Annotated in this window: 21 protein-coding genes and 2 pseudogenes; 15 read left to right on the top strand and 8 right to left on the bottom strand. The window is 45.3% G+C overall.

Annotated features, from left to right (window positions below; genetic code table 11):
• Nucleotides 1-564 precede the first annotated feature (564 nt).
• Nucleotides 565-771 (bottom strand): winged helix-turn-helix domain-containing protein, encoded by a 207-nt coding sequence (locus P1M51_RS18590; RefSeq protein WP_276275083.1) that lies wholly within the window; start codon nucleotides 769-771, stop codon nucleotides 565-567.
• Nucleotides 772-1,062: 291 nt separating this feature from the next.
• Here P1M51_RS18590 and P1M51_RS18585 point away from each other — a divergent pair, with 291 nt between their 5' ends.
• A complete protein-coding gene (locus P1M51_RS18585; RefSeq protein ID WP_276275082.1) occupies nucleotides 1,063-1,632 on the top strand; it encodes a hypothetical protein in 570 nt (189 codons plus the stop codon).
• Between the two features lie 264 nt (nucleotides 1,633-1,896).
• Here P1M51_RS18585 and P1M51_RS18580 read toward each other — a convergent pair whose 3' ends face one another.
• Together P1M51_RS18580 and rfbB are read right to left on the bottom strand one after the other, a co-directional pair.
• On the bottom strand, nucleotides 1,897-2,358 hold the full coding sequence (locus tag P1M51_RS18580) for a GDP-mannose mannosyl hydrolase (protein ID WP_276275081.1): 462 nt from the start codon (nucleotides 2,356-2,358) through the stop codon (nucleotides 1,897-1,899).
• 2 nt (nucleotides 2,359-2,360) lie between these two features.
• Complete coding sequence (rfbB, locus tag P1M51_RS18575; protein WP_276275080.1) at nucleotides 2,361-3,287, bottom strand: dTDP-glucose 4,6-dehydratase; 927 nt, start codon at nucleotides 3,285-3,287, stop codon at nucleotides 2,361-2,363.
• Nucleotides 3,288-3,340: 53 nt separating this feature from the next.
• On the opposite strand from rfbB, the gene rfbD reads away from it, so the two are divergent.
• From rfbD to P1M51_RS18560, 3 genes are all read left to right on the top strand, one after another.
• The gene (gene rfbD, locus P1M51_RS18570; protein ID WP_276275079.1) at nucleotides 3,341-4,243 is read left to right on the top strand and encodes a dTDP-4-dehydrorhamnose reductase; all 903 of its coding nucleotides are present in this window, start codon (nucleotides 3,341-3,343) and stop codon (nucleotides 4,241-4,243) included.
• Nucleotides 4,244-4,644: 401 nt separating this feature from the next.
• Nucleotides 4,645-5,109 (top strand): dTDP-4-dehydrorhamnose 3,5-epimerase family protein, encoded by a 465-nt coding sequence (locus P1M51_RS18565; protein ID WP_276275217.1) that lies wholly within the window; start codon nucleotides 4,645-4,647, stop codon nucleotides 5,107-5,109.
• Nucleotides 5,106-6,179, top strand: coding sequence for a glucose-1-phosphate thymidylyltransferase (locus P1M51_RS18560; protein WP_276275078.1), 1,074 nt, complete (start codon nucleotides 5,106-5,108; stop codon nucleotides 6,177-6,179). The genes P1M51_RS18565 and P1M51_RS18560 overlap by 4 nt, the downstream gene beginning before the upstream one ends.
• Nucleotides 6,180-6,406: 227 nt before the next feature.
• Here P1M51_RS18560 and P1M51_RS20165 read toward each other — a convergent pair.
• A pseudogene (locus tag P1M51_RS20165) lies at nucleotides 6,407-7,021 on the bottom strand (sugar nucleotide-binding protein).
• A gap of 251 nt (nucleotides 7,022-7,272) precedes the next feature.
• Here P1M51_RS20165 and P1M51_RS18545 point away from each other — a divergent pair.
• From P1M51_RS18545 to P1M51_RS18500, 10 genes and pseudogenes are all read left to right on the top strand, one after another.
• A pseudogene (locus P1M51_RS18545) lies at nucleotides 7,273-7,838 on the top strand (GDP-mannose 4,6-dehydratase).
• A gap of 293 nt (nucleotides 7,839-8,131) precedes the next feature.
• Nucleotides 8,132-9,226 carry a non-hydrolyzing UDP-N-acetylglucosamine 2-epimerase gene (gene wecB / locus P1M51_RS18540; protein ID WP_276275076.1) on the top strand — a complete coding sequence of 365 codons (1,095 nt, stop codon included), beginning with the start codon at nucleotides 8,132-8,134 and terminating at the stop codon, nucleotides 9,224-9,226.
• Between the two features lie 14 nt (nucleotides 9,227-9,240).
• On the top strand, nucleotides 9,241-10,536 hold the full coding sequence (locus P1M51_RS18535) for a nucleotide sugar dehydrogenase (protein ID WP_276275075.1): 1,296 nt from the start codon (nucleotides 9,241-9,243) through the stop codon (nucleotides 10,534-10,536).
• A 5-nt stretch (nucleotides 10,537-10,541) separates the two neighbouring features.
• Nucleotides 10,542-11,747, top strand: coding sequence for a glycosyltransferase family 4 protein (locus P1M51_RS18530; RefSeq protein WP_276275074.1), 1,206 nt, complete (start codon nucleotides 10,542-10,544; stop codon nucleotides 11,745-11,747).
• Nucleotides 11,748-11,790: 43 nt separating this feature from the next.
• Complete coding sequence (locus P1M51_RS18525) at nucleotides 11,791-13,161, top strand: sulfatase (protein WP_276275073.1); 1,371 nt, start codon at nucleotides 11,791-11,793, stop codon at nucleotides 13,159-13,161.
• Between the two features lie 2 nt (nucleotides 13,162-13,163).
• Nucleotides 13,164-14,918 (top strand): alginate lyase family protein, encoded by a 1,755-nt coding sequence (locus tag P1M51_RS18520; RefSeq protein ID WP_276275072.1) that lies wholly within the window; start codon nucleotides 13,164-13,166, stop codon nucleotides 14,916-14,918.
• Between the two features lie 89 nt (nucleotides 14,919-15,007).
• Nucleotides 15,008-16,051: a prenyltransferase/squalene oxidase repeat-containing protein gene (locus P1M51_RS18515; RefSeq protein ID WP_276275071.1), complete on the top strand. Its 1,044-nt coding sequence runs from the start codon at nucleotides 15,008-15,010 to the stop codon at nucleotides 16,049-16,051.
• 4 nt (nucleotides 16,052-16,055) lie between these two features.
• Nucleotides 16,056-16,253 carry a hypothetical protein gene (locus P1M51_RS18510; protein WP_276275070.1) on the top strand — a complete coding sequence of 66 codons (198 nt, stop codon included), beginning with the start codon at nucleotides 16,056-16,058 and terminating at the stop codon, nucleotides 16,251-16,253.
• Nucleotides 16,250-17,434 (top strand): glycosyltransferase family 4 protein, encoded by a 1,185-nt coding sequence (locus P1M51_RS18505; RefSeq protein ID WP_276275069.1) that lies wholly within the window; start codon nucleotides 16,250-16,252, stop codon nucleotides 17,432-17,434. Before P1M51_RS18510 ends, P1M51_RS18505 begins: the two co-directional genes overlap by 4 nt.
• A gap of 40 nt (nucleotides 17,435-17,474) precedes the next feature.
• Entirely contained in the window at nucleotides 17,475-18,893 is a 1,419-nt protein-coding gene (locus P1M51_RS18500) for a polysaccharide biosynthesis C-terminal domain-containing protein (RefSeq protein WP_276275068.1), read from the top strand.
• A gap of 1 nt (nucleotide 18,894) precedes the next feature.
• On the opposite strand, the gene P1M51_RS18495 is transcribed toward P1M51_RS18500, so the two are convergent.
• The 3 genes from P1M51_RS18495 to P1M51_RS18485 all read right to left on the bottom strand — a co-directional run bounded on the left by P1M51_RS18495 (nucleotide 18,895) and on the right by P1M51_RS18485 (nucleotide 23,038).
• Nucleotides 18,895-20,754 (bottom strand): hypothetical protein, encoded by a 1,860-nt coding sequence (locus tag P1M51_RS18495; RefSeq protein WP_276275067.1) that lies wholly within the window; start codon nucleotides 20,752-20,754, stop codon nucleotides 18,895-18,897.
• Nucleotides 20,755-20,971: 217 nt separating this feature from the next.
• Nucleotides 20,972-21,754, bottom strand: a complete 783-nt coding sequence (locus P1M51_RS18490; protein ID WP_276275066.1) for a class I SAM-dependent methyltransferase — start codon at nucleotides 21,752-21,754, stop codon at nucleotides 20,972-20,974.
• 138 nt (nucleotides 21,755-21,892) lie between these two features.
• Entirely contained in the window at nucleotides 21,893-23,038 is a 1,146-nt protein-coding gene (locus P1M51_RS18485) for a glycosyltransferase family 4 protein (protein ID WP_276275065.1), read from the bottom strand.
• A gap of 176 nt (nucleotides 23,039-23,214) precedes the next feature.
• Between P1M51_RS18485 and P1M51_RS18480 the strand changes: the two genes are divergently transcribed.
• Nucleotides 23,215-24,201, top strand: coding sequence for a glycosyltransferase family 2 protein (locus P1M51_RS18480; RefSeq protein ID WP_276275064.1), 987 nt, complete (start codon nucleotides 23,215-23,217; stop codon nucleotides 24,199-24,201).
• Between the two features lie 157 nt (nucleotides 24,202-24,358).
• Here P1M51_RS18480 and P1M51_RS18475 read toward each other — a convergent pair whose 3' ends face one another.
• The gene (locus tag P1M51_RS18475) at nucleotides 24,359-25,675 is read right to left on the bottom strand and encodes a glycosyltransferase family 2 protein (protein WP_276275063.1); all 1,317 of its coding nucleotides are present in this window, start codon (nucleotides 25,673-25,675) and stop codon (nucleotides 24,359-24,361) included.
• Between the last annotated feature and the right edge of the window lie 186 nt (nucleotides 25,676-25,861).

Below are 25,861 nucleotides of genomic sequence, written 5' to 3'. Positions count from 1 at the left end.
CCTCTGAGTACTACTCCTCCGGAAATTCTACAGCGAGAGGGCGTGTCTCCGCCGTGAACAGACGAAATCTACCCCCTCACCCCAACCCAAACTGCTCTCGGTTTGCCGTTGGTGGACTGGTAAGATCCTCACTTGGTAGAATTCTACACAGAGACGACGCCTACTTCCTGTGAACAGACGAAACCTACCCTCCCTCTGCGAATGCAAGGTCAGTCTACCCGTCGACCTTCGAGATGTCCGTGCGATATAGGAGAGTTACATTCCAACGCACAGCAGCGAGGATACGATTTTAATTTCTTACCAAACAATGCTTCTCACAACGCTTCCAAATGTTTGGTAAGAAATTCTCGCCCAAACGCAACCCGCGAATCCTGGCAAGAAAACTCGAGAGAGCACCAGTCATTGGTCTCTCGTCAGCTCAATTCCTGTTGCCTACGACACGACGTGAAGTGTGAAAATGAGAGTGCATTTCGTATGTCTTTTTCCAAGATCGTGGCTCTAAATTGGCGTAGAAAGAGAGTTCATTTCGCATGTCCTCAGCCAGTTGGTCCGACGTTCCGAGCGTTAGGATGAACGAGGGTCTTCTGAGAGTTCGTAGAGGCCACCACCGAGTTGACGAACGTACCCGTGTTCGACGAGTCTGAGGAGGCGGTTCTGGATGTTCCCTCGAGAGTAGGACGTTTCCTGGGCGATGTACGAGGGCGTACATCGACCCTCAGTGAGAAGATCAAGAACTGCGTTGTCGGTTGGATTGAGAGAGATAGCCGGCATTGAACGTGAATTCAGGGGATGTGAATATAATGATTGGGCAAGTCCAATCGTTATTGTTTTTAGAATGTGCTAATCACAATAATTATACCACCCCCAGTTGTGTCTCTGGACGAAGCGCGGTATCGCACAAAATGGCCAGGTGCTGGAACACCTGACCGCGCTTCCCGTGTGAGAAGCAATGAAAGATACGACAATACATCGTGAAAACGATTCCGGACAGATCGCTGAGTTTCTGCGAGCAATCGGGCCAATCGACCGATTTGTATGGCGAGTGCATAGTGGTGATTTTTCGTGAGCGATGAGGAGGTAATCGCCCGACTCAATGAGCTGGAGATAGCAGTTGAAGAGATTGAGGAGACGCTTGCAACCGTAACTGGACAGTGCATCCCTTTGCTCACAGCGACGGTGCGCCACGCAATTGCAGCGGATATTGAGTCGATGGAAGACCTACCCAATGAGGGTCGAGAGTTCAGTGAGCGATTGCATGAGATAGAGACACATCTCGCAGAGGTCGATGAGCGCCTCACACAGTTTGGTGATATTTCACCAGAAGCATCCACGAAAGAGCAGAAATTCGTAGTCATCCTCGAGTACGCAGCAAACAAGCAACGTGGGGACCAGTCTCGGGTGTCTGTCTCCGCAACGGAAATCAAAGGCTGTGTGGGAGTCTCGCGACGGTACGCCTACGACCTGTTAGAGGCGATGGCCAAATCGGTCGACGGATGTCAGTTGCGGGAAGCTCAGTCGGTCCAGACAAGCACAGGAGTGAAGCAAAAGCGCAAGGCGCTACTCGTAGACTGTGAGGAAGTTCATAGCAATCACGGGGATGTGAACCAGTTCACCACAGGAGGTGGGGGATAGGATTCAGTCAGAGAGTGATATAGAGACCAGAGCGGAGTTTTGAAGGACATCTTGGCGATTCCCCTTGGAAGAACCGCGGAAGTGAAAGGGGCGGTGAGCGTTGCGTGTGGGTGGTCCCTTCCGAAGAGTCCTCGTTAGTACATAGGCTCTGGCTGGGCACAGACACTGGTTGGTGTGGTGAACGAGTTCACAAAAGCAGTTGGCCAGTGGCGGCAGCTATCTCAAAAAGAATAATCAGCGGTAACTACGACGAGAAGAAACCCTTCAATCCAATTTTGAGAGGTAGCGTTCGACATACGGATGCAGGTTTTCGTATGGGGGTTCGAAAACCCTCAACTGACTATGCTGTTCATCGGGACTGAGTTCGTCTACATTGAGGGTAACCACGAATGCCGTAGCCAGGTAGTGCTTTGAATCGACTCCTGCAATTTCAGAGGTGTTATAGAAGTGTTCGAATGTCCCCAATCGTTCTTCAATCGTTACGTTAATGCCTAGTTCATCACGTGCAACCCGGTGGGCTGCGTCAGTGAGAGTCTCGTTCTTCATCACAGTGCCCCCAGGTACGAACCATTCACCACGGACAGGTTCGTTCTCCCGGAGCCCAAGTACAACTCCGCCCTCGTGTCGTATCACCAAATCGACCGAAACCAGTGGCACATTACGAACGATTGCTTCCCACTCGTCGTCAGGGATTGGTTTGCCGTCCTCTAGCGATTCATTAGACATTTTCAGGTAGAAAGATAATAGTCAACGCAGGCTTCGAGACCTTCGTCAAAGCTCCATGTTGGCTCCCAGCTAAGTTCTTTAATCTTGGTTGCATCGATGGCGTATCGCTGATCGTGGCCAGCTCGGTCTTCGACGAACTCGATCTGTTCGGAGGAACCACCAACAGCTTCCAGAATCTTTTCAGTGGTCTCTATGTTCGAGAGTTCTTCACCACTCCCGATATTGTACACTTCGCCGAGCTCTCCCTCACGGAGCACCGTGTCAAGTGCCGTGCAGTTGTCTTCGACGTAGATCCACTCACGAACGTTCGACCCATCGCCGTACACTGGGAGCGTCTCGCCTTTCACAGCCCGTTGAATGAATTTTGGAATGAGCTTCTCGGGGTGCTGGCGCGGACCGAAGTTGTTGCACGTGCGCGTGATGAGCGTGGGAAGGCCGTGGGTCTCCCCGTAGCTCTGAACGAGTAGGTCTGCGCCGGCTTTCGTTGCTGAATACGGGTTTCTGGGATTGAGTGGGTCGTCTTCGGTAAACAGACCCTCGTGAATCTCGCCATAGACCTCGTCAGTTGATATCTGAAGGAATCGGTCGATGTCAGCTTCAAGGGCGGCATCGAGTAGCGTCTGCGTTCCCTGGACGTTCGTCGACACGAACGGTTCTGCACCGTTGATAGAACGGTCGACGTGAGACTCAGCGGCGAAGTTAACAACCACATCTACCTTGGTCATGAGTTCGTCTACGAGCTCACGGTCGCGAATATCGCCTTCGACGAATCGGTGATTCGGACTGTCGAGTACACCGTCGAGATTATCACGTGAACCGGCATATGTGAGTGCATCAAGTGTAATCACAGAGTCATCGCGTTCCTCGAGAAGAAATCGAACGAAATTGGAACCGATGAAGCCCGCACCACCGGTAACGAGTATCTCCATACACGAATGTCTAAGTCGGCATATATTTACATTTTCATCGACAGGACCGTTGCATGTATACGCTCGTTACCGGGGCAAACGGATTACTCGGGAGCGTGGTCATCAAGACGCTCCGTGATCGAGGCGACATGGTAGTCGGTGGATACCATTCAGAACCTCCAGAATTCGAGATTCCGCTCCACGAAATGGACATCACAGACACGGAGCATGTGGCAACAATCGTCGACGATTACGACGTCGAGACTGTGATTAATTGCGCTGCCTACACCGATGTCGATGGCTGTGAGAGAGAGCCTGAACAAGCAGCCGAAGTGAATGGTATTGCTCCAGGTGCTATCGCCAAAGTCTGTGCCGAACGCGGTATTGACTTCGTTCACTACTCGACAGACTACGTTTTCGCCGGGGACGCAGAGGAGCGTTATACTGAAGACTCGGAGACCAACCCAATACAGGAGTATGGAGCTTCAAAGATTGCTGGTGAACAAGCCGTTCGAGAACTCGGTTCAGACGCCTTGATCCTCCGTCTTTCGTTCGTCTACGGTGCTCGAGGAGACACCGGTAACTTGACTGGGTTTCCTCACTGGGTTGCATCGACCTTGGCAGCAGGTGATGAAGTACCGCTCTTCACAGATCAATGGATTACACCGAGTCGAGCGGGCCACGTTGCAGAGACGACGTTCGCACTCCTCGAAGAGGGTGCAGCGGGGCTCTTCCACGTAGCGAGTCAATCGTGTGTTAGTCCACATGAGTTTGGGAAACAGATTTGTGAACTGATTAGTGCAGACAAAACGCTCATCCAGACATCCTCTATGGCTGACCTAGAACGGGAGGCGACACGACCTCGAAACTCTTGCTTGGATATTTCGAAAATCGAAGATGAACTTGGGCGTCCACAGCCAACGTTATCAAAGGACCTCAGCGAGCTTGAGGGTGCTTTTAGCGACTATAGGTTGTAACGGTCTCTGTTTTTGAGAAAATGTTCTCGGTCATCGAATCGAAGTACGTAGGCAGCCATACCTCTGTACATGCGGTTCGAATGGTTGGCACAGAGATAGTTCCGCACTTCGTGCAAGCAATGAGATGATTCACCGATTATGGGAAAAATACGTTCTAGGTGTGAGCACGAACAATATTAGCCGAAGACTGACATATGAGGTTCACAAATTCAAAGCTTTCGCATTCTTTTGTTCAACACCCGCGCTGTGGCCGTCTACACACACTAAGGTTCGAATCTATAAACCACGTCTCTCACAAGTATTTCAAATTGAATAGTAGAGTGATTTCGACAATCCAAAAAACTCAGCATAATACATCTGAGCATAAGAATAATATGTTCCCTGAAAAGAATTCACATACGATGATCCAAGGTGTAGAAGCCAAAGACCTCCAAGTCAATACTGACGAACGAGGTCATCTTGTCGAGATTTTCCGTGAGGATTGGGACCTCTACGATCCGGAACCAGCTCAATCGTACTACTCTCTTAGTTATCCAGGGGTAATTCGCGCGTGGCACCGGCACAACCGAGGGCAGGTAGACCACTTCATTTGTCCAAAGGGTCGAGTAAAAGTGGGAATCTACGACGATCGTGAAGATTCCCCGACTGAAGGAGAGTTGAACACCTTCATCATTGGTGAACACAACCAGCAGGCAATCCGAATTCCGGGTGACTGCTGGCATGGGTTCAAAGTAATTGGAAACGAGCAAGCGATGCTCATCAATTTCCCGACGAATCTCTACGATTACGAAAACCCCGATGAAGAACGGCTTCCAAACGACACGGACAAGATTCCGTTGGATTGGGACGAAGAACCACACGCATGAAGGGGGTAGTACTTTCGGGTGGGACGGGGTCGCGTCTTCGGCCAATCACACATACTGGCCCAAAGCAGCTCGTACCTGTTGCAAATAAACCAGTCCTCCAGTACTGTATCGAAGATCTTCGCGATGCTGGCATCACAGAGATTGGAGTTATTCTAGGAGAGAAAGGGAGAGATGAGATTCAGAAATTCCTTGGGGATGGCTCAGAACTTGGTGTCCAGATCACTTACATCATTCAAGGTGCCCCGCTCGGACTAGCTCATGCTGCAGGCTGTGCTGAGGAGTTCGTTGGTGACGATGATTTCGTGATGTATCTTGGGGACAATATCATCAAACAGGGCATTGAGGAGTTCGTAGAGAGCTTCGAAGCAGGAAACTTCGATGCTGGAATCGCCCTCCAACATGTTGACAAACCAGGTCAATTTGGGATTGCAGCAGTTGACGATAATGGTACTGTCAAGGAACTCATTGAGAAACCAGACGAACCACCAAGTAACCTCGCTCTCATCGGAATCTACGTTTTCTCTTCAAAAGTGTTCGATGCGATTTCACGATTAAAGCCGTCGTGGCGTGGTGAATTGGAGATAACCGATGCAATTCAATCACTCATTGATGATGGCAGTGCAATCGATTCACACATAGTTGAAGGCTGGTGGAAAGACACCGGGAAACCCGAAGACATCCTTGATGCGAATCGACTCGTACTTGAGAGCAAACCTAGGTCACTGGAAGGGACTGTTGAGCCCGGTGCAGAAGTGACTGGGCATATTGACCTTGCTAAGACTGCGACCATCGAAGAGGGGGCAGTCGTTCGTGGTCCAGTCAGTATTGGTGCGAACACTACCATTTCTGCTGGGACCTACATCGGACCATACACTAGTATCGGGGAAGGCTGCAAAGTATCTGAGACCCACATTGAGAATAGCGTGATTATTGGGAAATCCGATATAACATCTGGTGGACGAATAGTAGACAGTCTCATTGGACGGGGAGCTAATGTTGGGAGTGCTAAAGACAAACTCCCCGAAGGACGGCGACTCGTGATTGGCGAAAACTCAAAAATTAACCTTTAACATGCGCATCGAAACACTCAGCTGCCCCGATTGTGGGACGATTGTGGCGGGGAACGTACTTGAATCGTTTCGCGTGATGAAATGCCCAAGGCTTGACTGTGAACACATTCTTCGGTTCGAGGACCTACCAGAAGACGTCCAAAATCAATACGTAACCAATCGAGGTGCCTATCGGCTTGACTAACTCAGACTACGTTCTGTATATCTTCTTCTAACGTTGGTTGGTTTCATCCAAGGATTTCTTCCAAACCAGAGACATCGAGACAACTGTATGGAGGGTGCGATGCAGAGCGTTTGAGATTAACCATCGACCCTACTTCGAAAATTTGTGTGCGATGCCCCTTCGCTCCCGCAATCAGGATTCCAAATTCAAAGGGTGTGACACAGGAGCGACTCACTATGTGTAGGAGACCACATGCTCGTTTTTCAATGAGGTTGAGTGTGGTTTTCGCTGTGTGGCCAGCGAGAGTTGGCGTAATTTGCTGGTCAGTGAAGAGCGGTGTCTCTTTGTTCTGTAACAATTGGGAGATGACCCATGAAAGGAATCCTTCTATCTCATCGGTCGCGCTGTGTCTCGCATAAACAAACGAGAGTCAAGCGACCAATGCAGATTCATTATTCTCAAGAATAGCACGTTCACCTGTAAATTTGGTCTCGCCGTTCACTTGCATCGGATTTGTCTCAGACTCTGTGTCGTATGGACTCGGTGCGATGCCGTCGAACACGCGCGCGAAAAGCTTATCAAGGCGAGGAAGGAGGGTTCGGAGGGGGCGCCAGAACTCATCATCCGGCCCCAAGTACCGCGGCCCGGACAGCGCCGCCGCCGCACTCGACCCGAGCATCCCACTCCCACCCACAGAGAGCTTCGCGCCCTCCACCGACGAGACCGGCGTCGAGGACAACCCCCAAATATCGTGCGTCGCAACCGCCGGTGCACGATTCAATTCCGTGAAAGACTGTCCCGTTGCATCAACCATCGCAGCTGAATCACATGTAGAACATTCCATGGAGGGAGCAGCACTGTTCGTCACAACGAACGTTCAGGGAACGCAGACTCTCTTAGATGTAGCTTTCGAACTCGGTCGAACCGTTCATCCAAATTTCGACCGACGAAGCCTACGGCCAAATCCTCGAAGGCGAGTTCACCGAGGAGGATGCACTCAATCCACGAAATCCGTATTCTGCTACGAAGGAGGGGGCTGACCTGCTGACTCTTAGCTATCATACCACTCACGAGATTCCGGTGAAGATTACTCGATCTTCGAACAACTACGAACCTCGACAGCACGACGAGAAACTCTCCCCAAGCTCATTCACCGTGCAAGCCAAGGGAAATCGCTCCCGATCTACGGGGATGGGTCGAATGTTCGTGAGTGGATTAATGTTGAAGATAATCGTGCAGCAATCGAAGTAGTGCAGGTAGGTGAAGTTGGAGAAGTTTGTAATATCGGTAGTGGCTTTGAGAAAACGAATATCGAGATTGCATTAACTGTACTCAATGAGGTGGGAGCTATCGAATACCTCATTAAATTAGTAGAAGATCAACCTGGTCACGACCAGCGCTACGCACTAGATGCAAAGAAGATCAGGGATCTTGGCTGGAAGTCAGAGTGGTCGTTCAAAGAAGGGGTACCACAGACGGTACGATGGCATTTATAGAATGCAACCACTCAATAATCGTTTCCCTATTTTAGTGCAATATTTAACAGATTGTTGGAATTTGAGAGAGTAAGGTTAGTATCCAATTCGAGATATGGATCTTTAAATACAGCTCCATCATTATGGATGAATCCGATCACAGAAATACTGAGTGAACAGAAAGTACACAGATTTATCAAGATGTGTGATTGATTTCTAATTGATTTGACGGAACCCATAATGAGTCTTAATTTGCAGCAGCGTGAATTCTTGAGAATCTCATTTGAGACGAATTTAACAAGGATAATACTCAAATGACCAAAGATACAAAATCAGAAATTGTGGTCATCCTCGGTACCCGACCAGAGATTATCAAATTGGCACCAGTTATCAGACGATGTGAAGAACAGAACATCAGTTTCTCATTGATTCACACTGGTCAACACTACTCTGAGGAATTGGATTCGATTTTTTTCGACCAGTTAAGCCTCCCTGAACCAGACTACAATCTCGAAGTTGGTTCTCAGCCTCACGGAAAACAAACAGGAGAAATGCTAGCTGGGATTGAAGAAATTCTTCAGAAGATCAATCCAAAGGTAGTATTGGTACAAGGAGACACGAACTCCGTATTGGCAGGGGCTCTTGCGACAAGCAAGATGGATTTGCAATTAGGCCATGTTGAAGCTGGACTTCGGAGCTTCGACCGAAACATGCCTGAAGAGACAAACCGAGTCCTGACTGACCATGTAGCAGACTATTTATTTGCACCAACTGAAGAGACAGCCAAACTATTGTATAGAGAAGGGATTCAAGAAGAGCGGATTTTCATCACAGGAAATACGATTGTTGATGCCGTTTATGAACATAGTGAGATTGCGGTTCAGAGGAGTAAGATACTCACGGAGCTAGACCTGAAGAGTACACCGTACGCGTTAGTTACCGCACATCGGGCTGAAAACGTTGATAATCCTGAGAGATTCAAAAAACTTCTTTCAGGGATTGAATCTGTCGCTCATCAGTTCGGATTGGAAATTGTTTATCCGATTCATCCGCGGGCGAAAAACCGGTGTGAAGAGTACGATATCGAAGTCCCAACCTCGATTCAGTGTATTGAACCACTAGATTACCTCGATTTTCTCCGGCTTGAACAGGAAGCCGACATTATATTGACAGATTCTGGAGGCGTTCAAGAGGAGGCCTGCATCCTCGGCGTTCCCTGTGTCACTGTTCGAGAAAATACGGAGCGCCCTGAGACAGTGGATGTCGGTGCAAACCAGCTATCAGGGGTTGAGCCTGAGTCAATATTAACTTCAGCTACCGAGATGCTCAAGAACGAAACGGATTGGAATAACCCGTTCGGGGATGGAACCGCTGCCGGAAGGATTATTGATATATCAATGGGAAAATAATCGAGGTACATTCAATGAGTTCTGTCTACGTTCACGGACTGGGATACATAGGGCTGCCAACAGCAGCAATGTTGGCAAATTATGGCCATTCAGTCGCTGGCTATGATATCGACGAAAAAATCGTCCACGAATTGAACAAGGGGTCTATTAATGTAGATGAACCAGGGCTTCGAGCATTCGTTACAGAAGCCCTCGAGTCAGGAAACCTTGAGGTCACTGATTCCGTTGGCACCTCAAAGTATCACATCATTTCTGTCCCCACCCCTTTTGACGACGAAGCTAAAAAGGCTGATTTGAGCTATATCGAGGCTGCAGGGAAGGCGATTCAGCCACACCTCCGACCTGGCGATTCAGTCATCCTCGAATCGACAGTCCCACCTGGAACGACAATAAACACCTTACAACCGATATTAGAGAGATCTGGACTCAGTGCAGGTCAAGACTTCGCCCTTATTCACTGTCCAGAGACGGTTCTACCTGGAAATATCATCACTGAGCTTCGGGAAAATGACCGGATTATTGGTGGTGTAAATGGTGTATCAACAGAAGCAGCAGTCCGACTTTATGACTCGTTTGTTGAGGGGGAGATTCACACAACTGCAGATGCAACGACTGCCGAATTCGTTAAACTAATCCAAAATACCTACAGGGACACTAATATTGCCCTCGCAAACGAGCTAGCAAAGTTGGCACAAGATTACGGTGTTGATTCCAGAGAGGCGATTCAATTAGCGAACAGACATCCACGTGTAGAGATTCATCAGCCAGGCCCAGGAGTTGGAGGTCATTGCCTACCTATTGATCCATGGTTCTTAGGACAGGATTCAGATTCCCTCGAACTAATATCAGTCGCCCGAAAGATCAACGACGGTATGGTAGATTACATCGTTAATCTTGTCGAATCAGAGCTAGGCACACTGGCAGGAAAGCAAATTGCGATACTTGGAGTTGCTTACAAGGGAAATGTCGATGACATTCGAAAAAGCCCAGGTCTCGCACTCGCGCGCCGATTTCAGTCGGGGACAGAGGAAGCGATTGCTGCTGTTTCAAAAGATGGTGGCGAATCTGAGGACGTCCACGTGAGACTAAACGACCCTCACGTGGATGACCAGACGCTGAACCTGTATTCGATTGAGGAAGCGACTGAGAACGCCGATGTAATCATTATTGCAACTGACCACAAAAAGTACACTCAGATTAATCCTGAGGAAATAGCTTCACGAATGGCCGATGATTTAGTGATTGATTCGAAAGCGATTTTGAATCAGGCAGAATGGAACGATGCTGGATTGGACCTCGTCCGAATATAAATAGAATGAGCAAATCCGAACTAAGAGTGCTGATTGTCAGTCAGATGTTCCCACCTGAGAAGGGAGGTAACGCCTCTCGGATAGGTGACTTGTCGAAACACATGGCCGATGAGTTAGATGTGACGGTTGTTTCGCCACCACCTTGTTTTCCAGCGAGTGATTTTGATTGGTCGTGGGTGTGGGAGACAGGTGAAACCCGTGATGGCGTTAATGTCCACCGATTGTGGTCGTGGCAGCTTCGAGATGTTGATCCCTCGTTTATCGAGAGAATGCTTTATTATTTCACATTCGTCGCTCATGCGATATTCTGGTTGTTCTGGCGACGCGAGGAGTTCGATGTTGTTGTGACGACGTCACCACCGATTTTTACAGGGATAGTTGCGCTGCCATTCCGTCTCGCAGGCTCTGTCAAATGGGTGGTTGATATCCGAGACCTCTGGATTGATGTATCTTCAGATCTCGGATTTATCTCGGAAAATGGGATTATTACGAAAATTAGTCACTCTTACCAAGAGTTTGAACTCAGAAAAGCCGACTTGATTACAGTGACGACAGAGGGAACGAGCGAGCAACTAAGGGAGAGATACAATTTTAAATCCGACATTACAACGATTCCGAATGGGGTTGATATTGAATTTTTCGAACCACTCAATGAATCTACCAAACACGATTTGATTTATACAGGAAATCTGGGTTATGGACAGGACTTGGAGACCTGCATTCGGTCTATGCAGTTCCTTGATAATAGTACGACTTTCCAAATCGTTGGGAGTGGCGATCTTAAATCCAGGTTAGAGAATTTAGCAGACGACCTTGACCTGTCGGAACAAATTGAGTTTACAGGGCTAGTCGATAGAGAGCATATTCCGAAATTATTGAACCAGTCAAAGGTTGGGTTGGCCCCGCTTAAAGACAGGGATTCACTGAGTTACGCAATTCCCACTAAAGTATACGAATATATGGCTTGTGAACTACCAATTATCGCGTTAGGGAGAGGTCAAATCGAAACCATTCTTGAAAGCTCTGGTGCAGGTATTGTCGCGTCCAATAATCCGAAACAGATGGCTCAGCAGATTGAACGGTTACTACTATCCGAACAAGAAAGAAAACGGATAGGGAAGCATGGAAGGCAATTTGTTGAAGAAAAGTATAACCGTCGAAATATTGCGATGGAACTAGTGCAGCAGATTAGGACATTGTGTGTGGGATGAAATAAAATCAGAATGGTCAATAAATAAATCATCATATCAAACCATGAGGAAAAATATCATTTTAATAACTGTAGACTCGTTGCGAGTAGACCACGTAGGACATCTTTCAAACCGTGTTAAATACACACCGTGCATCGATTCCCTTGCAGAGAAGGGTGCCTCCTATACACATGCTTACGCCAATGGCATTCCAACCTACTTTGCTTTCCGATCAATCCTTGGAGGACGACGAGATATCAATACGGATGATCCTATTGGTCTTCCTATAGGATGGCATTCGCTAGCCGATGAATTCTCAGAGAGGGGGTATGAGACTGCAGGTTTCAATGCTGCTAACCCTTGGTTGACAGAAAGCTTTCACTACGATTCTGGTTTCGATACCTTCGTAGATTTTCTAAATGATGATTCAAGTGGGGACGAGACAAGTCCGTTAGTAAAGGGGATGCAGAGAGTTCAACACAGAATTCCAGAAGAGGGACAATTACGGGACAAACTTGGACTCGCTGCGAGAGCGTTCTGTAGTTTCACAAAAAACTTCCCAATAAAATCCTGTGAAGCTGTAACCAAAAAGGCAGTACAATGGTTAAATTCTCGTTCGTCCGATTCCCCCTTCTTCTTATGGGTACATTATATGGATCCACACTATCCATGGACTCCAGCCTCAAAAGAGATATCAAGCTGGGAAGTTGCTCGAACCTGGCACGAAGTTGCACATATATACAATAAGTCTGATCAGCAACCAGAGCAATCAACATTGGAAAGCGTCAATCGGTTGTACGCCCGCGAAGTGAAGAACGTTGATTCCGCAATTGGGAAGATAATTAATCATTCATCCAATGATGAAAAGACTATTGTTTGTGTCACAGCTGATCACGGAACCGAACTCGGAGATCACGGTGGATTCAGCCATGGGCCTGCTTCGCTTTATAATGAAGTGACTCATGTACCATTGGTTCTCTCTGGGCCAGAGATACAGAACCGAACTATTTCCAGCCCAGTCCAACACATCGACATCCCAACTACGCTAATCGAATTGGCCAATTCAGAATCAAACAAAGAGTTTGTATATGATTGGCCTGGGAATAATTTGTTGGATGAGCAGCGAGAATTCGCATTGACAGAGGTCATTTACAACTACAATCCCGCCGCTTCGAAGACTGACACCTCAGGTATTCTATGCGCAATCGTTTGTTGGCCTTGGAAGTTGCATTGGAACCAGCATCTAGATGAGGTAGAACTTTATAATTTAGCGGAGGACCCTCATGAAACCGAAGATTTAAGTGTCGAATCTCAAAGCGAGGTGCAGAAATTAAAAGGACTCATTCGTGACGAACAGAAAACAACGGAGGTTGAGTCTCGAACAGCGACAGAGATTTTGCGAATCCGAGAATGTTTACGACGACTTGAGGCTTGATTATGAGAGATTGGGCAATAGCATTCACCACAACGGCCGTGAAAATGGAGCCAAGTCAGGTCAGAGGAGTACTCCATCGTAAAATGAAATCTAGATTACTCCCTTACATTCCAGTAGACAAATCCAAGAAATATGGTGGGAATACCCCCACTGGAGGTGTAAATTTTGATTCGGTGACTGAGACGATCGACCTCGTCAGGTCAACACTTGATAACGATTACAAATCGTATCTCGAGGATAATATCCAAGCCCTTCGAGATGGCACACTATCGTTGCTGGGCCGTTCGGTAAAAGGCGGTAATCAATTCCCGGCAAGAATTCCGCCGCTCGTGGGTGAAAAGTATAACTACCCCCGTCAATGGACACTAAAGCTCCTTTCGCTTGAACCCGCATTATGGATTTCATTGTGTCCAGACTCAACAACAGTCGAGTTTGCTGAATCACTCCTGAACTGGTTAGAAGCGTGGGATACCTCTAGAATCTCGAAGATTGGCGATTCGAATTCGTTCCGTAGATATTGGGCACCTTATACAGTGTCCAGGCGTATCTGTAATCTCGTTCGATTAGGTGTGATTTTTGAGAAAGAGTCAACGAATACTGAAATTCTCCAGAGATCTCTTATCCGTGATGTTCAATTCTTAAAGAACCATATAGAGTACGACGTTGGAGGAAATCATCTGGTTGAGAATGCATGTGCGCTCCTTGTTGGAGGAACTGCATTGTCAGATGACGAAGCGAAAACCCAAGGGCTGAAAATTCTGGTGGAAGAACTCCCCTCGCAGTTACTTGAGGATGGAATGCATTATGAAAGGAGTACGATGTATCACACAATCCTACTATACCAACTCACTTGGTCACTCTCCGTGCTGCAAGAATCGGGGTACTCGATACCGATTCCTATCAAATCCGACATCAAATCGATGTACGAGTTCCTTTATTGTGTATCCCCTGGAAATGCAAATTATCCATTACTAAACGATTCCGTCTATCACGAGTGCCCATCGAGAGTGAGTTGTCTTCGTTTGGCAGAAAAAGTGTTTAATTTCAACCCCCCAGATTCGGAAGTGTTGACCGGTGAGTCAGGCTATTATCAACTCCAGTCCCAGAACCTCACAGCAATCATTGATGGGGGAAAACCATGTCCAGATCACCTACCAGGACATGCACATAACGATGTGGGTAACATTGTATTATGGGTAGAAGATGAACCAGTTATCGTAGATACCGGTGTTTACGATTATCAATCGGGGACACGGCGAGGTTACGTTCGAAGCGTAACTGCTCACAACACGATTCAAGTAGGTGACGGAGATCAGGCCATTCTCCACGGTCGTTTTAAAATGGGACCCCGACCAAATCCCAAAGTCCATTTGAAAGAAAAAGACTTGGTGAAAGTAGAATTTGATTCTCCCATGTTTACTGGGAAATATCAGCACATCAGGACTGTTTCCTCTATTGATAAAGGGTTCAAGATTATAGACGAAGTATGTGGTGGTGATGCCCCATACAAAAGCAGATTTCATCTTTCTCCCGACATTTCCGTAGAAATCCTAAATAACATAGTGAAGGTAGAAACACCTAATGGGGAATTTCTCGATATTTCGGTATCCGGTGTTGATGAGATTGAACTAATAGATACGGAATATTATCCCCAATATGGCGTCGAGGTCTCCCGGCCAACAATAAAATCGGTAGTTCACAACCAATCAAATGAATGTAAGCGCTTTGTACATGAGTTTAATTGCCCTAACAAATGATGCATAATCGGCTTCACGGACTCTCATCAACAATTTGGAGAGATATTCGGGGCGAATCTACCCCTTCTAAACCAATCGATGACCACGTAATGGCTGCAGTGAAGTGGCTGTTCAAGTCTCAAGATGTAACTGGGACGGGAGGGTCAGCCGCAAGCTATAACCTATTTTTGGGATGGGAAGCCCCCTATCCAGAAACGACTGGGTACATCATTCCCACACTGTATGATGTGTCCGAGTGGTATAATTTTCCGGAAGCACGTGAGAGGGCTGAGAAGATGGCAGAGTGGTTGTTAAGCGTCCAATTGCCAAGTGGCGCTTTCCCCGCAGGGACCTATTCAGAAGATGGTACTGAACCAAGTGTCTTCAACACTGGCCAAATTCTTCGGGGGTTGGTACGCGCAAACCAAGAGACGAATAACGAGAAGTACAGGGAAAGCGCCGTTTCAGCGATCAGATGGCTATCAAAGGTGCAAAGAAATGACGGTCGCTGGGATACATTCGATTACAACGGTACAAGTCACGCTTATTCTAGCCGTATCAGTTGGCCAGTTTTGGAAGCAGCCGAAGAGTTTGATGTCGAGCTCGGATACGAAGTTGCATCTGCCAATCTTCGGTGGGTCCTCTCACAACAAAGAGAGAACGATTGGTTTGAGAGAAGTAGCTTCGACGGATCAGATACCGCGTACTTACACACAATAGCGTATACGATCCGAGGATTACTAGAATCGGCAATACTCTTCGATGGAGACCTCGAAAAGGAGTGTGAGAAAGCAGCGAAAGCTACCGCGGAAAGATTACTGCATCTACAGAATGAAAATAAAATCTTACTCGGTGTATACGACTCGACCTGGAATCCAGTTGGCGAGTATCGTTGTTTAACAGGGAACGCACAGATGGCAATCGTGTGGGGACGATTATTTGAAATGTACGAGAATAGAAAATATTTAATTGCTATGGAAGAGAGCGTTGATTATCTCACAAATTCACAAACGCTACACGGACCTCCATCAATACACGGTGGAATTCGTGGATCAGATCCAGTTTGGGGAAACTACATGTATTTCAGATATCCCAATTGGGCAAGCAAGTTCTTCATCGACGCTCTCATGAAATGGAATATGTTGGAGGAATAAAAAGATGGTACAGGTTGAAATAGGTACAGAGGTCGTGGAATCGATTAATGAGCGCATAGAAGGGACTAGTTTCGAATCTGTTGAGGAATATGTAAATTTCGTACTTAAAGAGGTTGTAAAGGGCAAGTTTGAAAAAACCGAATCGCTATCAGAAGATGACCAAGATGTTGAAGAACTGCTCAGAAGTCTTGGGTATCTATGAAGTATAAATTGTTGGCATCTGCAGTCAATCACCCAGATTCACAGCACCCCTATCGAGGAATTTTCAACAAACGTTCTCTTGAAGCGTTAGCAAAGCACGACGACTGCTCTCTTACTGCATTTGCTCCCATTCCATATGCACCTCCTTTTGGACCGAATTCTGAATTCTTTAAGGTGCCAATTTATGAGGAGTTTCCGCAGCACAGTGTTATTCGTCCTCGATTTTTATATTGGATTCCCAAGTCGATTCTATATTCATTGACCGGTAAGAGTTATAGACGGACGATGGAGAAGGCAACTTCAGAAACAGAGTTCGAAGTTGCTCATGCGTGTCACATCTATCCTGATGGATATGCATTGATGTCTGTTGCTGAGAATCAACAGCGCCCATTTACAGTTATGTGCCACGGCCACTTCCTCAACAATTACTCCGATTTGCCTCCAAAGGTAGAAGGCCATGTACTTAAAGTGCTACAGGAGGCTAATCACGTTTTCTGCGTCTCAGACGCTCTCACGGAAACAGCCTCGGAAATCGCGAATATTGAAAATATATCTACGATTCCTATTGGTGCGACCCCCTCAAATTTTCCGATAGAAAAGTCAGAAGCGTTGCGTGCAAAGTATAAAATCGACAATCAGAAAACAATTGTACTCTTTTGCGGACAGTTTATTCAACGGAAAGGGATTAACGAAATAATTGAGGCCTTACCGGGACTTCCTAAAAAAGATGTTGAATATATATTCATTGGCCATGGTGGGCAAATGAAACAAGAGCTATTTGAAGCTACCAAAAGGTCTGATTCTCCAAAGAGCACACGAATTCTCGAATCAGTTGAAACGGATGAACTTAGAGAGTGGTTCGCAATGGCAGACCTATTTTTTCTTCCAAGTCATGCAGAAGGACGACCTACTGCAATCTATGAAGCAATGGCATCAAATACTGCTGTCCTCTCTACACGAATTGAAGGTGTTAGTGAGCAGGTTGAGGAAGGAAAGACAGGTCGTCTTATCAGTCCAGGCAATTCCGAAGAGCTAACTACAGCATTATCGGAACTCACTGAAAATCCCAGCACTCTCCGAGAGATGGGTCAAGCAGGCAAAGAGAGGCTTATAGAACAAGGGTGGACATGGGAAGGGTTTGCCGACCGCGTATCCAGGAAACATTCTGACCTGCTACAATAGCACAATACGAATCTCCGAACTAATAAACTGAATTTATAATATGGATTTTGCGAAATCTACTGTCAAGGTATTCATAGCAAATTTAGTAGCAACAATAATAGGTTTCGTGGGGATTGCATTTTTTGCTCAGGAGCTTGGCCCACACCTTATGGGCACATTCTTTCTATTCCAGGCGCTTCTAACAGTAATTTCGATACCCGCAGACATCGGAATCAGCAATGGTGTAGCGAAGCGTATTAGTGAGGGGCAAAACCCGGGTAAAACTTTATCAAGTGCTCTCATATTAAAAACCATCACAGCAGCAGGTATAGCTGGAATAGTTTTATTATCTAGAGATTACGTCAATGACTTCCTTGGCGGCGAATTTGCGGTGTATTTAGCAGTAGGAATAGTCCTTCAAGAATTCGCCAAACTATCTATCGAACTACTCCAAGGGGAACTTAAAGTCGGGAAAACAGCCCTTCCAACGGTAGCTCAACAAGTCGTCTTTGTTGGAGCTGGCTCGATATTAGTCGGCCTTGGTTTCGGAGTTGTATCTCTTATATACGCACTATTGCTCGGTTTTATTTCTATGCTTGGAATTGGTTTCTTCAGAAGTTCAACCGGGTTTGGGAGACCAACAATAAGTCGAATGCGTAACTTATTCGATTATTCAAAATATGCAGTCATCTCAACTATAGGTGGGCACACATTCAATTGGATGGATGTGGCGATAATTGGGGTGATTCTGACCCAAGCCGATGTGGGTGTTTACGAAGTCGCTTGGAGAGTGTCAGTACTAACCCTAATATTCAGTAAAGCACTCGGTAGGGCGCTATTCCCACAGATAAGTAAGTGGGCAAGCGAGAATGAGATCTCCAAAATCAACGAAATCATATCGGAATCAATGACCCTCTCTTTGTTTTTAGTAATTCCAGCATTCTTTGGCTCGCTACTTTATTCTCAGGAAATTCTATCATTCGTCTTTGGTCCAGAGTATGCAGTAGCGTGGATAGTTCTCATTATTCTATTAGCAGAGAAGATATTTCAAGCAATCCATATTGTTGCTGGTCAAGCATTACTTGCGATTGATAGACCAGAATTAGCTGCTCGTGCCACAGTAATTAGCATAATAACCAATTTGGTTTTGAATATCATTTTGATATTGGAATTTGGGATAATAGGTGCAGCCATTGCCACAGCGATTTCATCTTTACTCAATGATATCCTACATATCAAATACGTCTACAGATATGTCTCCATCAAGACACCGTGGAAAGACATTATCTGGCTCCTCTTCGCAGCAACAGTAATGCTATCTATGTTGTATGTGGCAGAATTTGTACTCCCGACATCGAGTTTACCAGTGCTAATTGCGAAAATTACACTCGGAGTTATAATTTATTCTTCTGTGATTGTAAGCCGTGCAGAGACTAGAACGAAAATTAAAACGAATATATCCCGAATCAGTCCATATTAGGTTAACCCCTTGAAATTATCAATCTCAACTCTCCAGAATGATATATAGAAGATTGTTGTTCCGACTGTTTACTAACCCACTCCTCACTGACAATCAGAGGTTGAAGACCCCATTTCTCCCCAGTAGCGATAGATAAGCGATTTTCGGACATATTTCGTCGAATCAAGATGGGATGAACTGAAGTAACCGTTTGGTTTACAATGTTTATCTGTTCGTTTTGAACTGCTCCAAAGCGTCGAAGCATAACCGCATCTGCATGTGTAGCTGAAATTTGGGAGTTTGATGTCTCAGAATATTTTGTGAGCTCTTGGAGCTGGTTAACGGTACTCTTTGAGTAACTCTCTTTAGGCGAATATCCTGAATCAAATGTGTCAAAGGGAACGAGCAGTGGACCGGAAACCAATAGAGCTACAACAAGAACAGCAGAGGTTGAGCGAGCGGTTATTTGATGGTCGTTAGCCGGCTTAAGAAATGCAATTCCCCGGCCTATTGCGATTGCTACGAACGGAACCCACATGAGGGCAATACGACTTTTTGATTCAATTGAAAGGGGAGTTTTGAGAAAGAGGATAGAACCCATCAAACCGACACTCACTACACTTGTGCCTTGGTTGAATGAGGCATTGTTTTCGACGATACTTACTATACAAAGAGTCAACAGGGCAACTAATATCGAAAAATAAATTCCCTCAATGGACCAAAGCCAACTAACACTATCGATTATATTATTTGTAGTTAGAGTAGTACCAAGCGTTATAATTCCTCCTTCACCTTCTCCGGCACTCACTGCAGTAGGAGAGTTGATAATTTGGCTGCTGAACGTGCCTGAAGCAATAACCAACCCGATAGCAAATATTTCATCGACAAGAACCCAATATGAAACAGCAACTAATATTGGGATTATAAGTGGATAAACAGATGGCATTGATTGATTGGTCAGCCTTGACAAGAAGCGATTAGTAATCAACCAATGAGTTAAAAAAATGCCAAAAATAAATAGTGCAAGTTGGTGTGTAAATACTGCTGTAACACCCATAATAAATGCCAGGCCAATATTCGCATAGCGTTTTTCGGTAGTAGCTCGGAAAGAGTGGTACAGAACTAAGGAAAGAAATGAGAGTGAAATTACCTGAGGGAATGGATACGTAACATAGAATGTTAAACTAGAAATCCCGATCGCCCCTAGGAGGGTGCTCCCAGCCATATGCTTGCTATTAAAAATTATGTCTGAGGTGAGTGATATTGAAATTATTAACAAGGACATGGATATCAACCCAATTAGCATTAATGCAGATGTAGTTGAAATACCCGAGACTAGACTAACACCTCCAACTAGTGAGTGCTCAACGGCAAAGTTGTGATATCGGTCCAGAGGCATTCCAGCGATTTTGGAAGTGTGAATCAACATGTCAATATTTCTAAGATGGACCGCCGTATCCCCATGACCAAAGATAAATCCTGTCGTGAGGATGCGGGTTAGAGGAACCATCAAAAAAGTCAGGATTCCAAGGAACGATATCGAATAAAATGATGTACTGGTGAGCCAAAGTAGAACCAAGCATATTGCAGCAAGGGGGAGCGAGATATACAGAACCCATTGTGCATTAAACAATATTGTTACTACAATTCCGAGACACCATATTATAACATGAATTTTCAATAAATGATGGGCTGAGGGCCTTATAGAGATATCCGATTTGAGTTGTACAACGAATCCAGCAAAGATTGCGAGGCTTGTGCCAACAACAAGATAACTTGCGCGTGCTGCAATTTGCTTATTGAATAGAAATGCTGCAATCGCAACAATAATCAAAGAACCGACAGTAAGCGTAGACAATACTATTTTCTTTGAGGGCCGCATTAGCACCTAAAACTCAGAGCACACTTAATAGATTTTGGTCATAATTCTGCGGTTCTCCCATATGGAATTGTTCCATAAGTTAATTTTCAAATATTTCGGGGAAGGATATAAAAATGTGCAGGTTTATTTATATGAAAATCGCTTTTGAAGAGCTTCATCCCTAAAATATAGGCCTCCACTCAAAGGGAGCGCAAAAAATAACTTAGAATATTGAAAGTCAGAGATGTACCAATCCAATTCCAGCCCAGCCTTGGTTTGAATCCTCAATAAACTCGGTAGTATCATAGTCCTCTTTAATCTCATCCCAAAGCTGGTCAACGTTTGAGTTTGGATATTCTGGATGAGGAGCGATATCGTGGAATGCTACAATCCCTCCGTCATTCACTAATTCTCGATAGAGTGTCCAATCAGCCTTCACTCCTTCATACGTGTGGTCGCCATCGATGAAAAGGAAATCAACCCCGTTGTGGAGTACTTCGCCAGCTGCTTTAGCAATGGTATCTGCGCTATGGGAATTAGCACGGATGAAGGTCATCTCTGCGTCCGAAAATGAGTCCAGAAGTTGCTGGCGATTCTCAGAGTACCCACCACCAAATTCACCCCCTGGAAGATCGATACTAATGAATTTTGTATCCGCATTCAGAAGCCGTGCCCAAGCATACAACGTTCCCCCCTTTGCAGTTCCTATTTCGAGGACCGTATCTGGGTCATGCTCAATAACTGTATCAACTAACTGTTCAAATTCACTCCGCACCTGAAGCGCCCGAATCGTTCGATATCGGCCAACCCCACGAAAGGAATAGATTGTATCGATGACATCGCTCGGAGTATTTTCATCGCCCTTTCGACTTGAGAGCAGTTCTTTGGTTGCTTGGAGAGCAATGTCGTCGACTATTGAATTCTTGCTCGCTACTTTAACGATTAGATTTGCCGTTTCAGAAAGCAGCCTTTGTGGACCCTCATTATTTAGTATCCTGTTTGCAGCTTGAATCCGATTCATAATCCGTTGTCAATCCGACAGAATAAATAACTGTAGTATGTAAAAGCAGTTTTTAGCTGGATTTGTACCGGAACCATCTCATTGGACAGTTTTGATGAGTTCAAGCAGAGATTCTTTGAAAAAGCCACCGAGACTATTTCATACCAATTTCGACAATGTATCTGACAATGACTTTCCGATCTTTTCCCAGTTGAATTCCGAGATCGCCATTTTCCTCGAATTCTCGCCCATTTTTTTACGTTCAGATTGAGAAAGAGATTGTAGCTCAGCAATCCCTTCAGTAATCCGTTCGGCGCTGTTATTCTCGATGACGACTCCACATTCGTACTGTCTGATTAAGTTTGCTGCATCGCCAACGTTAGTTGCTAATATTGGTTTTCCCATTGCAGCGTATTCGGCGAATTTAGTTGGTGCTGCTACTTCAGTAGCTACGTGGTGCGGGCGCGGGAGCACCAGGATGTCACATACACTGTAGTAGTCAGGAACCGACTCACGTGGGATTCTTGGTACAAACCGAATGTTATCGTCTACTCCTTGGCGCTTCCCCACTATCAAAAAAATAATTTCGTCATCGTCAATTTGTTTTGCAGCCGAAATCAGACTTTGAACTCCTTGCCACTCCTGAAATCCACCGACATATCCGACGATTAATTCAGAGCTCAATCCGAGTTCTTCCTTGAGAGGTTGATGTTGAGAATTTTCTTGTGAGAAGAAATCAAGATCTACTCCATTCGTGATATACGAAATCTTGCTCTTCGGTATTCCATCATCCTGTAATTTCCTTTTCATTTTTTTAGAGACGCTCAGAATTGCAGAGGAAGCTGATAAATTTGATTTGTAGATAACCCATTTTGTCAGTAATTTTGACCCGCTTTTTAGTGAAAACCGGTTAGGTAATTGTGGATTTGATTCATATTTTAGTAAGTGCTCTTGCAAGATGTCTCCGTGAATATCATAGATTACTGGAACATCGTCGAAGATTCTTAAATTCCCGAAAAGCGTGCTTACATGGTTATTTCCATAGATACAATCGTAGTTTTCGACTATATTTTCATGAAAAACGTTCCTTATTGAGGCTGCAGTCAAGCTTGAATCTATGATTGTTACGTCGGTCGAGTTTCTTTCTAACTCATCCAACCCCTTTTTTGTCCCTAAAGATTCATCCCCATAACATACGTGATGAACATTATGACCGTAATTTTGCAACTGATTGGATATATTTGAGATACGCCACCATTTGGCATCGCCATTGGGAGCGCCAATTGATAGGCTTAAGATATCCATGTTACTATTTTTTGTCCCACTGGGATTAATATATTGATAGGTTTAATTAGATAATGAGTGGGAAACGAATCTATTACAATAGTTGGAAGGAATAGGATTTCATAGTTAGGTCCACAGATGGCAATATTTCCGAGACTAGTTAAATATAATCAAACTTATCATGGAATTATAAATAAATGGTTCAAAAATCACAACCTCACGTAACAATATCGATACTTAATTTAAACGGTAAAGAGATGACAAAAGATTGTGTCAAATCAATAATTTCTCTTACAAATTATGAAAATTTTGATATAGTGATTGTTGACAACGGGAGTTCGGATGGGTCAGTCCCAGAAATAAAATCAGAGTTCCCGGAGTTAGAGATTATAGAGAATGAGACTAATGAGGGCTTTTCAAAGGCGAATAATCGAGTTATGGTTCGTTCCCTTGAAAGACAAAGTGATTATACATTACTATTAAACAACGATACTCAAATTATTCAAGAAGGATGGTTGGCAAAATTAGTAGAGATTGGAGAGAGTCGAGGCGATATTGGTATTGTTGGTTGCAGGGTCTTAGATCCTGAAGGAGATGTGAATTTTGATGGGAGGTATTTCCCTATTCAAAATTTACCCCTAATTAGAAATTATGAATATAACATTTATCAGGAAAATGAAACAAAAGAATTTGATTTTGAATTTGTAGACGAGGTAATTGGAGCAGTTTTCCTAATTAAGAGAGAGTTGATAGAGAACATCGGCTTCTTAGATGAAAAATATTCCCCAGCATACGGTGAGGAGACAGATTATTGTATCAGAGCTTGGGACGCTGGGTATAGGGTTGCTTATTCTCCAATTGCATTTGTAGAACATAATCCTAATCAAACTAGCATGAAATTGGGAGAAGAGTATATTCGCTATATAAAAATCCGCAACAATATTAGATTGATATTGACTAGCTATCCCATTTCTTGGATAGTGATGTGTACCCCCTATATTCTGTCATCATTGTCTGAGTTTTTCCTATACAGAGATTATGAGAAAATAAAACTCCGGCATCCAATAGTGTCGAAAGCAAAGTTCAAGTATGTAATTAAGATATTTGTGGATATTTATCTCGAAAGAGGCGATATTCTTACAAAGCGACGGGAAAGGAGAGACGTTCGTGAGCTATTGAAATAGTGGTGAAAACCAATAAATGAGTTTGAAGAATAGGTAACTTCTAACCGATATAACAGTAGTATGCAATAGCCCACGTCCTTCTACTTGTCCATATTTTCTGGTTGAGACCGATAATAATTTGAAAACGAAGAAGTCCTGCATATTCATCTCCACTCAATCAGTCGGGGAAATGCTGGTTAAGAGAGTGTAGAATAATTGCTGTGAAGCACGCGAAAATCCCTGCCAGTGTGAAAAACACGGATACAAGAGCTAACCCGAGCGGAAACAACCCCGAATTGATGAAATTCGAAAACGTAAGGTAGGCAAACCCAAGACCCACTACCGCACTAAGGAACCCAGGAACACCAAGCACAGAAATCGGTCTTTGCTCCTCAATTGTCCGAACAATGTTCATCACTAGATGAATCCCATGAGAAACAGGATTATGCGTACTTGCGTTCTGGACGTCGTACGATACGGTCGTTCCAACCTCCGTAATCTCGTATCGTTTCCGATGTGCGTGATGCAAAATATCAGTACTCGCACCCATTCGATTGCCAATGGTTTCATCTGCCGCAAGTGACCCAATAGCCTTTCGAGTATACAATCGGAAGCCACTCTGCGTGTCTGCAACTCTAGAGCGCGACCGAACAACGCCAAAGCTCAAGTTAGTCATGAAATTTACCACACGCAATCCAAGATACCGATGCAGTGGAAGCTTTGTATCCGAACCCCCACAAAACCGACTCCCAATTACAATCTCCGACCGAGTATCCTGCTGGTTCTCAATGAGTCGAGGAATATCAGAAGCGTCGTGCTGACCGTCGCCGTCGAGAATTACGAGATACTCAACACCCGCTCGTTCGGCCTCGACGAAGGCTGTTTTTAATGCCCCTCCGTATCCTCGATTGTCTTCGTGAACAACCACGGTGGCACCTGCCTCACGAGCTCGTTCAACAGTCTCGTCCGTACTGCCATCGTCAACGACGAGCACTTCATCAGCATGTTCCCGTGCAGTTGAGACGACATGGTAAATTGACTGCTCTTCATTGTACGCCGGTATTGCAGCCAAAGTGCGGGGTTCTGATTCTATCGCTGTAGATAGTTCCCCTTCAATTGCATAGGCAGATGAATCTCGAAGTTTTCCGACACTGGTCTTGTAATCCAAAGGTTGTGAAAGATTTTCGTGTAGGATAACTCCTGGAAAGCCAACATCTCTGGCAACGCTGGTGCAATGTTGCGTACCCGAACGTGAGTGCCCCATTGCAAAGTCTTGTTCTACAACAATTGCGCCCAATTCTTTGGCAAACGCTACTGCCTCATTAGCTGATCCGCCTGCTGCCATCACGATAGCTTCATGCCCCTTTTGCCGAGCACGAAGAATCGCTCCTGCAATCTCATCGCCATTGTCTTGGGTAGCGATGAGACCAACTGCAGGCCGACTGTAGGCAGTTTCTCCTTTATTCGTTTGCAGGTTAGATGATAGCTCGGACATTTGTGAGGGTACTATTGATGAGTCTTCACGCAGGCGACTCCACACTCAACACAGACATATCGGTTTTCGACAGTTCGAGATATCGGAGCGTTACACGAGATGCATTTGATTGCAGCGTCGCGCACCGCTCTGAGATAGCGTCGCATCAACGTCCCACCATTATAGACAGTCTCTGTGTCTAACCAA

It is taken from the genome of Haladaptatus sp. QDMS2 (genome assembly GCF_029338295.1).
GTDB lineage: Archaea > Halobacteriota > Halobacteria > Halobacteriales > Halococcaceae > QDMS2.
The sequence above is the reverse complement of the archived record's forward strand: the minus strand, read 5'-3'. Positions and strand labels throughout refer to the sequence as shown.

Coding starts and splice junctions, on each gene's coding strand:
- P1M51_RS18475 (WP_276275063.1), bottom strand. CDS start 25,675: ATGTCCGAGCTATCATCTAACCTGCAAACGAATAAAGGAGAAACTGCC.
- P1M51_RS18485 (WP_276275065.1), bottom strand. CDS start 23,038: ATGGATATCTTAAGCCTATCAATTGGCGCTCCCAATGGCGATGCCAAA.
- P1M51_RS18535 (WP_276275075.1), top strand. CDS start 9,241: ATGAGTTCTGTCTACGTTCACGGACTGGGATACATAGGGCTGCCAACA.
- wecB (WP_276275076.1), top strand. CDS start 8,132: ATGACCAAAGATACAAAATCAGAAATTGTGGTCATCCTCGGTACCCGA.
- P1M51_RS18590 (WP_276275083.1), bottom strand. CDS start 771: ATGCCGGCTATCTCTCTCAATCCAACCGACAACGCAGTTCTTGATCTT.
- P1M51_RS18490 (WP_276275066.1), bottom strand. CDS start 21,754: ATGAATCGGATTCAAGCTGCAAACAGGATACTAAATAATGAGGGTCCA.
- P1M51_RS18560 (WP_276275078.1), top strand. CDS start 5,106: ATGAAGGGGGTAGTACTTTCGGGTGGGACGGGGTCGCGTCTTCGGCCA.
- P1M51_RS18520 (WP_276275072.1), top strand. CDS start 13,164: ATGAGAGATTGGGCAATAGCATTCACCACAACGGCCGTGAAAATGGAG.
- P1M51_RS18495 (WP_276275067.1), bottom strand. CDS start 20,754: ATGCGGCCCTCAAAGAAAATAGTATTGTCTACGCTTACTGTCGGTTCT.
- P1M51_RS18480 (WP_276275064.1), top strand. CDS start 23,215: ATGGTTCAAAAATCACAACCTCACGTAACAATATCGATACTTAATTTA.
- rfbB (WP_276275080.1), bottom strand. CDS start 3,287: ATGGAGATACTCGTTACCGGTGGTGCGGGCTTCATCGGTTCCAATTTC.
- rfbD (WP_276275079.1), top strand. CDS start 3,341: ATGTATACGCTCGTTACCGGGGCAAACGGATTACTCGGGAGCGTGGTC.
- P1M51_RS18525 (WP_276275073.1), top strand. CDS start 11,791: ATGAGGAAAAATATCATTTTAATAACTGTAGACTCGTTGCGAGTAGAC.
- P1M51_RS18500 (WP_276275068.1), top strand. CDS start 17,475: ATGGATTTTGCGAAATCTACTGTCAAGGTATTCATAGCAAATTTAGTA.
- P1M51_RS18565 (WP_276275217.1), top strand. CDS start 4,645: ATGATCCAAGGTGTAGAAGCCAAAGACCTCCAAGTCAATACTGACGAA.
- P1M51_RS18515 (WP_276275071.1), top strand. CDS start 15,008: ATGGCTGCAGTGAAGTGGCTGTTCAAGTCTCAAGATGTAACTGGGACG.
- P1M51_RS18530 (WP_276275074.1), top strand. CDS start 10,542: ATGAGCAAATCCGAACTAAGAGTGCTGATTGTCAGTCAGATGTTCCCA.
- P1M51_RS18580 (WP_276275081.1), bottom strand. CDS start 2,358: ATGTCTAATGAATCGCTAGAGGACGGCAAACCAATCCCTGACGACGAG.
- P1M51_RS18505 (WP_276275069.1), top strand. CDS start 16,250: ATGAAGTATAAATTGTTGGCATCTGCAGTCAATCACCCAGATTCACAG.
- P1M51_RS18510 (WP_276275070.1), top strand. CDS start 16,056: ATGGTACAGGTTGAAATAGGTACAGAGGTCGTGGAATCGATTAATGAG.